The sequence below is a fragment of the Cellulomonas sp. P5_C6 genome, from assembly GCF_054049635.1.
The window spans coordinates 1-7,944 of sequence record NZ_JBFULZ010000189.1 but is presented as its reverse complement, the minus strand read 5'-3'; the positions used below and the strand labels follow the sequence as shown (position 1 = coordinate 7,944).

The window sequence follows — 7,944 nt, the reverse complement described above, 5'->3', positions numbered from 1 at the left end:
GGCCCGACGCGCTGTCCGGCGGGCAGCGGCAGCGGGTCGCGCTCGCCCGCGCGCTCGCCGCCGAGCCCGACGTGCTGCTGCTGGACGAGCCGTTCGCGCAGCTGGACGTGCGCACCGCCGCCGACCTGCGCGAGCTGGTCCGCGACCAGGTGCGACGCACCCGGACGCCCACGATCCTGGTCACCCATGACGTGCTCGACGCCGTGAGCCTGGCGGACCGGGTGGTGGTCCTGCACGAGGGCCGGGTGGTCGAGCAGGGGCGTCCCCTCGACGTGCTGACCGACCCCGTGCACGCGTTCACCGCGGCGCTGGCGGGGGTCAACCTGGTCGTCGGCACCCTCGCGGCGCAGCCCGACGGCTCGACGGTCCTGGTCGGCCCGGACGGGGTCGTCGTGCCGTGCGGGGAGCAGCCGCCCGGCGGTCCGGCCCAGGTGACGTTCCCGCCGGGCGCGGTGCTCGTCGGCGACGACGGCTGGCCGGCACGGGTCGTCGACCTCGAGCCCGGCACCACCGGCGTGCGCCTGCGGACCACCGGCGACGTCCTGGTCGACCTGCCCCCGGCCCGGGTCGCGCAGCYCGGGCTGCACGTCGGTGCGCTGGTCCGGCTGACGGTCCCGGCCGAGCACGTGCGGGTCCGCACGCTGTCCTGATCTCACAGACCCCCGCGGCAACCGGTGCGCGAATGGTTCCGTCGTCGCAACGGACGGGGCAGGTCGACCGAAACATGCGCTCCCTAGCGTCGTCGGCGACACCCCACCCGTCCTCCGGAGGTCCCCATGGCGACCCAGCTCGTGACCGACGCACCGGTCCTCGACCTCGCTCCTGCTCCGCTCACGCACCGCCCCGGCCGCTGGATCGACGGCTGGAACCCCGAGGACGGTGGCCAGTTCGCCACGGTCGGCCGGCCCGTCGCCCGCCGGAACCTCGGGCTGTCGGTGTTCGCCGAGTTCCTCGGGTTCGCCGTCTGGGCGCTGTGGAGCATCGTCGTGCCGCAGCTCCCCGCCGCCGGCTTCGCCCTGACCGTCGACCAGATGTTCTGGCTCATCGCGGTGCCCTCGCTGGTCGGCGCCACGCTGCGCATCCCCTACACGTTCGCGGTGCCGCTGTTCGGCGGCCGCAACTGGACGATCGTGTCCGCCCTGCTCCTGCTGGTGCCGACGATCAGCCTCGCGGTCGTCGTGCAGAACCCCGGCGTCGGCTTCGGCGTGCTCCTCGGGGTCGCCGCGCTCGCCGGGGTCGGCGGCGGCAACTTCGCCTCGTCGATGGCGAACATCTCGTTCTTCTACCCGGAGCGCGAGAAGGGTCGGGCTCTCGGTCTCAACGCCGCCGGCGGCAACCTCGGCACCGCCGCCGTGCAGTTCACCGTCCCGCTGGTCATCGTCGGTGCGGCGGGGCTCCAGCTCGAGCGGGCCGGCCTGATGTTCGTGCCGCTGGTGCTCGTCGCCGCGCTGCTGGCCTGGCGGTTCATGGACAACCTCTCCAACGCCAAGTCCGACCCGCGCTCCTACGCCGTCGCCGCCCGGTCCCGGAACACCTGGATCATCTCGTTCATCTACATCGGCACCTTCGGCTCGTTCATCGGCTTCTCCGGGGCGTTCCCGACGCTGCTGAAGAACCAGTTCCCCGAGGTGACGATCACGATCGCGTTCGCCGGTGCGCTGGTCGGCTCGATCGCCCGGCCGCTGGGCGGCATGCTGGCCGACCGCCTGGGCGGCGCGCGCGTCACCATCGTCGCGTTCGGCATCATGGCGGTCGGCGTGGTCTGCGCGATCTTCGCCCTGCGGGCGCACGCGTTCTGGCCGTTCCTCGCCTCGTTCCTCGTGCTCTTCGTCGCGACCGGTGCCGGCAACGGCTCGGTCTACCGGATGATCCCCGCGGTGTTCCGGTTCGGCACCACCGACGACGAGGACCGCGCCCGGCGGGTCAAGGCCGCCGCGGGCTGCCTCGGCATCGCGGGGGCGGTCGGCGCCTTCGGCGGGTTCCTCATCCCGCGCGGCTTCGCGATCTCCACCTCGGCGACGGGCACCATCCAGTCCGCGCTCTGGGTGATCGTCGGGCTGTACGTCGTCATGGGAGCCACCACGTGGGCGGTCTACCAGCGGCGCTCCGGCACCTACGGCACGACGGTCATCTGATGTCCTCGCCCGCGGCGGTCTCGGCAGACACGCACTGCCCGTACTGCGCGCTGCAGTGCGCGCAGACGCTGCACGCCTCCGCCGACGGCGCCGTCACCGCCGCGGGCCGGGACTTCCCGACGAACAAGGGCGGCATGTGCCAGAAGGGCTGGACGTCGCCCACCCTCCTGCGGGCGCCGGACCGTCTGACCACGCCGCTGCTGCACGGCGCGCCGGTCTCGTGGGACGAAGCGCTGGGATTCGTCGCCTCGCGCCTGGCCGAGCTGCGCGCGTCCGACGGGCCGCAGTCCGTCGCAGTGTTCGGCGGCGGCGGGCTCACCAACGAGAAGGCGTACGCGCTGGGCAAGTTCGCGCGGACCGTCCTGGCGACACCGAACATCGACTACAACGGCCGGTTCTGCATGGCCAGCGCCGCCGCCGGCGCCAACCGCACGCTCGGGGTGGACCGGGGGCTGCCGTTCCCGCTGGCCGACCTGGGCGGGGCGCAGGCCGTGCTGCTGCTCGGCTCGAACCTCGCCGAGACCATGCCGCCCGCCGTCCAGCACCTCGCGCACGCCCGGTCCGCCGGCGGGGTCCTGGTCGTCGACCCCCGGCGGTCGGCCACCGCGGACCTGACCGCCGACGGCGCCGGCGTGCACCTGCAGCCCGTGCCCGGCACCGACCTGGCGCTCCTGCTGGGCCTGGCGCACATCGTGCTGGCCGACGGGCTCGCGGACCTTGCCTACCTCGCCGCCCGGACCACGGGGCTCGACGACATCCGGCGCTCGGTCGCCCTCTGGTGGCCCGAGCGGACCGAGCAGGTCACCGGCGTCCCCGTCGCGACCCTGCGCCGGACCGCGTACCTGCTGGCCAACGCGTCGCCGTCCCGGGGAGGCGCCGGTGCGTACGTGCTCACCGGGCGCGGGGTCGAGCAGAGCACGCAGGGCACCGACACGGTCACCGCGGCGATCACGCTCGCGCTCCTGCTCGGCCTGCCCGGGCGCGTCGGGTCCGGCTACGGGGCCATCACCGGACAGGGCAACGGCCAGGGCGGCCGCGAGCACGGCCAGAAGGCCGACCAGCTGCCCGGCTACCGGTCCATCGAGGACGAGTCCGCGCGGGCCCACGTCGCCGGCGTCTGGGGCGTCGACCCCGCCGACCTGCCGCGCACCGGCCTGCCCGCCGTCGAGCTGCTGCACGCGCTCGGCATGCCCGGGGGCCCGCGCGCCCTGCTGGTGCACGGGTCGAACCTGCTGGTCAGCGCCCCGGACGCCGACCGCGTGCGGGAACGATTGGCGTCGCTCGACCTGCTGGTGGTGTGCGATTTCCTACCGTCGGAGACCGCGCGGCTGGCCGACGTCGTCCTGCCCGTCACCCAGTGGGCCGAGGAGGAGGGCACCATGACCTCCCTCGAGGGCCGCGTGATCCGCCGCCGCCGGGTGCTCGCGCCGCCGGCCGGGGTGCGCAGCGAGCTCGACATCCTCGCCGACCTCGCCCGCCGCCTGGGATCGGCGGTCCGGTTCGACACCACACCGTCGGACGTCTTCGACGAGCTCGCGCGGGCCTCGGCGGGGGGCCGGGCCGACTACAGCGGCCTGAGCCACGCGCGCCTGGACGCCGAGCCCGACCTCTTCTGGCCGGTGCCCGCCGGCCCGACCCCGCACCCGGGCACGCCGCGCCTGTTCCTCGAGCGCTTCGGGACGCCCGACGGCCTCGCGCGGCTGATCCCGGTCGACCACCGCGGACCGTCCGAGGACCTGCGACGCGACGCGCCCGTCTTCCTGGTGACCGGCCGCGTGCTCGCGCACTACCAGTCGGGCGCGCAGACGCGGCGGGTCCCCGAGCTGATGCGCAGCGCGCCGGCGCCGTACGTCGAGATCCACCCGCTGCTGGCGGACCTGCTCGGGATCGCCGACGCCGACCTGGTGCAGCTGGACACCGCGCGCGGCCGCGGGGTGGTCGCGGCGCGGGTGACCGACGCGGTGCGGCCGGACACGGTGTTCCTGCCGTTCCACTGGAGCGGGACCGGCAGCGCCAACCGGCTGACCACCGACGCCACCGACCCCGTCTCCGGGATGCCCGAGTTCAAGGTGTGCGCGGTCGACGTCCGGCGCTGGGACGGGTCCGCGGACGTGCTCGACGACGTCTCGCTGGTCGGCTCGCGATGAGCCCGACGCGGGTGGTGGTGGTCGGCCACGGGATGGTGGGGGCCCGGTTCGTCGACGACCTCCACCAGCGGGACCGGTCGGCCCGGTTCCGGACCCTCGTCCTCGGCGCCGAGGAGTACGAGCCCTACAACCGCGTGCTGCTCTCGGAGGTGGTGGCCGGCAAGCTCGACGTCGCCTCGATCACGCTGCCGCGCGGCACGCACAGGGCCCCGAACGAGGTGCTGCCCGGCACGCGCGCGGTGACCGTCGACCGGGCCGCCCGCGTGGTTCACGACGACGCCGGCGAGCGGCACCCGTACGACGTGCTGGTGCTGGCCACGGGGGCGCGCGCCCGCGTCCCGGACCTCTTCGGCCGGCGCGGCGACGACGACCTGCCCGCCGGGGTGCACGCCCTGCGCACCCTGGACGACGCCCGCGAGATCGTCGCCGCCACGGTCAACGCGAGGCGTGCCGTCGTCGTCGGCGGGGGCGTGCTCGGGCTCGAGGTCGCCTGCGGGCTGGCGAACCGCGGGGTGCCCGTGACCGTCGTGCACGGCGGTCGGCACCTCATGGACCGCCAGCTCGACGACGCGGCGGCCGAGGTGGCGACGGCGCGGCTCACGTCGCTGGGCATCGCCGTCCGCGTGAGCGCGCGTACCGAGGAGGCGCTGGTCCGCGAGGGCCGGGTCGCCGGGGTACGGCTCGAGGGCGGCGAGGTCCTGGCCACCGACCTGCTGGTCCTGACCGCCGGGACGTCGCCCGAGGTCGGGCTGGCGCAGCGAGCGGGCCTGGACGTCGCGCGCGGCATCGTCGTCGGCCCGGACCTGGCGACGCCCGCCGACCCGCGGGTGTTCGCCATCGGCGACTGCGCCGAGCCGCCCGAGGGCGGGYCCGGGCTGATCGCGCAGGGCTGGGACCAGGCCCGGCGGCTGGCCACCCTGCTCACCGAGCCCGCGGTGGCGCGCGACGAGTCGCCGCTGCCCACCGCCGGCACCGACGTGGTCAAGGTCAAGGGCGTGGGGCTCGACGTCGTCGCGATGGGCGTCTGCGGTCCCCGGGCCGGCGGCCGGCGGGTCCGGCTCCACGACCCGGAGGGCGGCCGGCACATCGAGGTCGTCGTCGCCGACGGGCGGGTGGTCGGTGCGACCTGCGTCGGCGCGGGACCGGTCGCGGCGGACCTCGTCGCGGCCTACACGCGGGGCACGCCGGCGCCCGCCGACCCCGCCCAGCTGCTCGTGCGACCGGTCGCGGGTGTCGCGGTCCCGGCCGCGAGCCCGACGATGATGCCCGACCGGGCCGTCGTGTGCCGGTGCAACGGCGTGACCAAGGGCGACCTCGTCGGCTGCTGGCGGCACGGCGCACGGTCCGTCGCGGAGGTGGCCGCGGCCACACGTGCGACCACCGGGTGCGGGGGCTGCGCGGACGCGGTGTGCGGCATCGTCGACTGGCTGCGCAGGTCGGACCCGGACCAGCCCGAGCCGGCGGACACCCGTCAGGAGACCTTGACCCGGACCGTGTCGTAGCCCGTGGCGCCGTCGGGCACCACGTCCGCCCGCGTGCCCGTCTGCGGACCGAGCGGGTCCGACGCACGGACGTAGAGGTCGTGGTCGCCCGGCTCGGCGTCCCACGTCCAGGACCACTGCCGCCACGAGTCGATGCCGCCGTCGTCGGCGAGCGTCGCGTCGTTCCAGTCGCCGTCGTCCACCCGGACCTGCACGCCGGTGATCCCGCGGTGCTGGGCCCACGACGTGCCGGCCACGACGACCGACCCGGCGGGCACGGAGGTGCCGGATCTGGGCACCTCGATGCGCGACTGGGTCTTGACGGGACCCTCGGGGGACCAGCCTCGGTCCGTCCAGTACGACGTCGCGTCGGCGAACCGCGTGACGTTCAGGTCCGTCACCCACTTCGTCGCCGAGACGTACCCGTACAACCCCGGGACCACCATGCGCACGGGGAAGCCGTGCTCGACGGGCAGCGGCCGGCCGTCCATCGCGATCGCGAGCAGCGCGTTGCGGTCGTCGGTGAGGGCCGCCAGCGGGGTCGACGCCGTGAACCCGTCGACGCTCCGCGACAGCACCATGTCCGCGTCCCCGGTCGGCCTCGCGCGGGCCAGGAGGTCACGGATGGGCAGGCCCAGCCACTTCTGGTTGCCGACGAGGTCGCCGCCCACCGGGTTGGACACGCAGCACAGCGTCACCCACGCCTCGACCAGGTCGCCCGCCGCCAGCTCGTCCCACGTGAGCGTGACCTCCTGCTCGACCATGCCGTGCACGCGCAGGCTCCACGTCGACGGGTCGACCTGCGGGACCACGAGCGCGGTGTCGATCCGGTAGAACTCGTCGGCGGGCGTCAGCCACGGCCCGACCCCGTCCACGCCGACGTCGACGCCCGCCGGCACCGGGGCGGCCGTCGTGCTGGGGCGGGGGATCGTGATCGCGGCGCGGGCCGCCTGGGCTCCCCGGGCGCCGGCGCCGACCGCGCGGCCGATCACGACGCCGACCACCCCGAGCGCGCCCGCCGCGGCGGTGGCCTGCAGGAACGCGCGACGCTCGGCGGGCTCCGGGCGCGGGCGGCGGCTGGGGGCCCCCGGCAGCCGACGGACCAGGGCGCGCAGCGTCATCAGGCCGGCGACGGCACCCGCCACGCTCGGGAGCGCCGCGAGCGAGCCCGCGTCGGGCCGGCCCATCGCCGCCAGCCCGGCGACCGCCCMGAGGACGACGACGAGCGTGGCGCCCCAGGCCCACCGCCGCGCGGCGAGCACCCCGGCCAGCGCGGCGAGCGCGAGCACGACGACCACGGAACCGAGCCGGAGCACGAGCTTGTCCGCCGTGCCGAACGTCGACGCGGCGAAGTCCTTGAGCCAGGTGGGCGTCGCGTCGACGAACGCCGACCCGACGGCGACAAGCGGGTCCGACGTCGGCCCCGTGGCGAGCGCGACGATCGCCCCGACGCCCAGCGTCACGGCGCCGGCCGCCAGCCCCGCGAGCGCGGCGAGCCCTGTGCGCTGTCCCTCGTGCGTACGCCCGGCCATCGCTGCCTGCCTCCCGTGGTGACTGCTGGTCCGACTCTGCACCGCCGACGCCCCGATGTCGTCACCCATCGAGCGCGCGCCACCTGTGCATCTCCGCAGGCACAACGCCCGCGCGCACCCGCATGATGCCCTGACGCGATCAGAGCGCGGGGGAGCCCAGGGACGGCGGGACGTGGGCGCCGTGGCCCAGCTCGACGAGCGCGTCGCGAACCCGCGACGCCGCGGCGTCCAGCTCGGCCGCGGGCACGTCGGTGCGGGCGTTGCGGAACGTCAGGCTGGCCTCGTCCCAGGCTGGCAGCACGTGCAGGTGCAGGTGGGGCACCTCGAAGCCGGCGACCAGCACCGCGGCGCGCGGCGCGGACCATGCCTTCTGCTGGGCCTGCCCGATGGCGCGGGCGACCAGGACGAGGTGGGCGAGCACGTCGTCGGGGGCCTCGGTGAGCTGCACGATCTCGGCCCGCGGGACCACCAGCACGTGGCCGTCGGTGATCGGGGCGATGGTGCCGAAGGCGACGGCGACGTCGTCGGCCCACACGAACCGCCCGGGGATCTCGCCGCCGATGATCTTGGTGAACAGGGTGCTCATGGCGTCCACGCTAGTCAGGCGCGCTCGCGGGCGAGCCGCCGGAGGGCGAGCACGGTGTTCCAG

At 75.5% G+C, this 7,944-nt stretch carries 6 protein-coding genes; 4 read left to right on the top strand and 2 right to left on the bottom strand.

The features are described 5' to 3' along the window. The 4 genes from ACXJKG_RS17215 to ACXJKG_RS17200 all read left to right on the top strand — a co-directional run. A partial coding sequence (locus ACXJKG_RS17215) for an ATP-binding cassette domain-containing protein (RefSeq protein ID WP_456846962.1) occupies window positions 1-650 on the top strand: 650 nt, incomplete at its 5' end. 126 nt (window positions 651-776) lie between these two features. Continuing rightward, window positions 777-2,135, top strand: coding sequence for an MFS transporter (locus ACXJKG_RS17210; protein ID WP_456846961.1), 1,359 nt, complete (start codon window positions 777-779; stop codon window positions 2,133-2,135). Next, entirely contained in the window at window positions 2,135-4,282 is a 2,148-nt protein-coding gene (locus ACXJKG_RS17205; protein ID WP_456846960.1) for a molybdopterin oxidoreductase family protein, read from the top strand. The genes ACXJKG_RS17210 and ACXJKG_RS17205 overlap by 1 nt, the downstream gene beginning before the upstream one ends. Further along, the gene (locus tag ACXJKG_RS17200) at window positions 4,279-5,784 is read left to right on the top strand and encodes an FAD-dependent oxidoreductase (protein ID WP_456846959.1); all 1,506 of its coding nucleotides are present in this window, start codon (window positions 4,279-4,281) and stop codon (window positions 5,782-5,784) included. The genes ACXJKG_RS17205 and ACXJKG_RS17200 overlap by 4 nt, the downstream gene beginning before the upstream one ends. On the opposite strand, the gene ACXJKG_RS17195 is transcribed toward ACXJKG_RS17200, so the two are convergent. Together ACXJKG_RS17195 and ACXJKG_RS17190 are read right to left on the bottom strand one after the other, a co-directional pair. Then, window positions 5,754-7,295, bottom strand: a complete 1,542-nt coding sequence (locus tag ACXJKG_RS17195; protein WP_456846958.1) for a molybdopterin-dependent oxidoreductase — start codon at window positions 7,293-7,295, stop codon at window positions 5,754-5,756. The genes ACXJKG_RS17200 and ACXJKG_RS17195 overlap by 31 nt on opposite strands. Window positions 7,296-7,434: 139 nt before the next feature. Continuing rightward, window positions 7,435-7,881: an HIT family protein gene (locus tag ACXJKG_RS17190; RefSeq protein WP_456846957.1), complete on the bottom strand. Its 447-nt coding sequence runs from the start codon at window positions 7,879-7,881 to the stop codon at window positions 7,435-7,437. Window positions 7,882-7,944 lie beyond the last annotated feature (63 nt).

What these genes read in the sequence shown, in the direction of transcription:
- ACXJKG_RS17210 (WP_456846961.1), top strand. Translation starts at nt 777, where the DNA reads ATGGCGACCCAGCTCGTGACCGACGCACCGGTCCTCGACCTCGCTCCT.
- ACXJKG_RS17205 (WP_456846960.1), top strand. Translation starts at nt 2,135, where the DNA reads ATGTCCTCGCCCGCGGCGGTCTCGGCAGACACGCACTGCCCGTACTGC.
- ACXJKG_RS17190 (WP_456846957.1), bottom strand. Translation starts at nt 7,881, where the DNA reads ATGAGCACCCTGTTCACCAAGATCATCGGCGGCGAGATCCCCGGGCGG.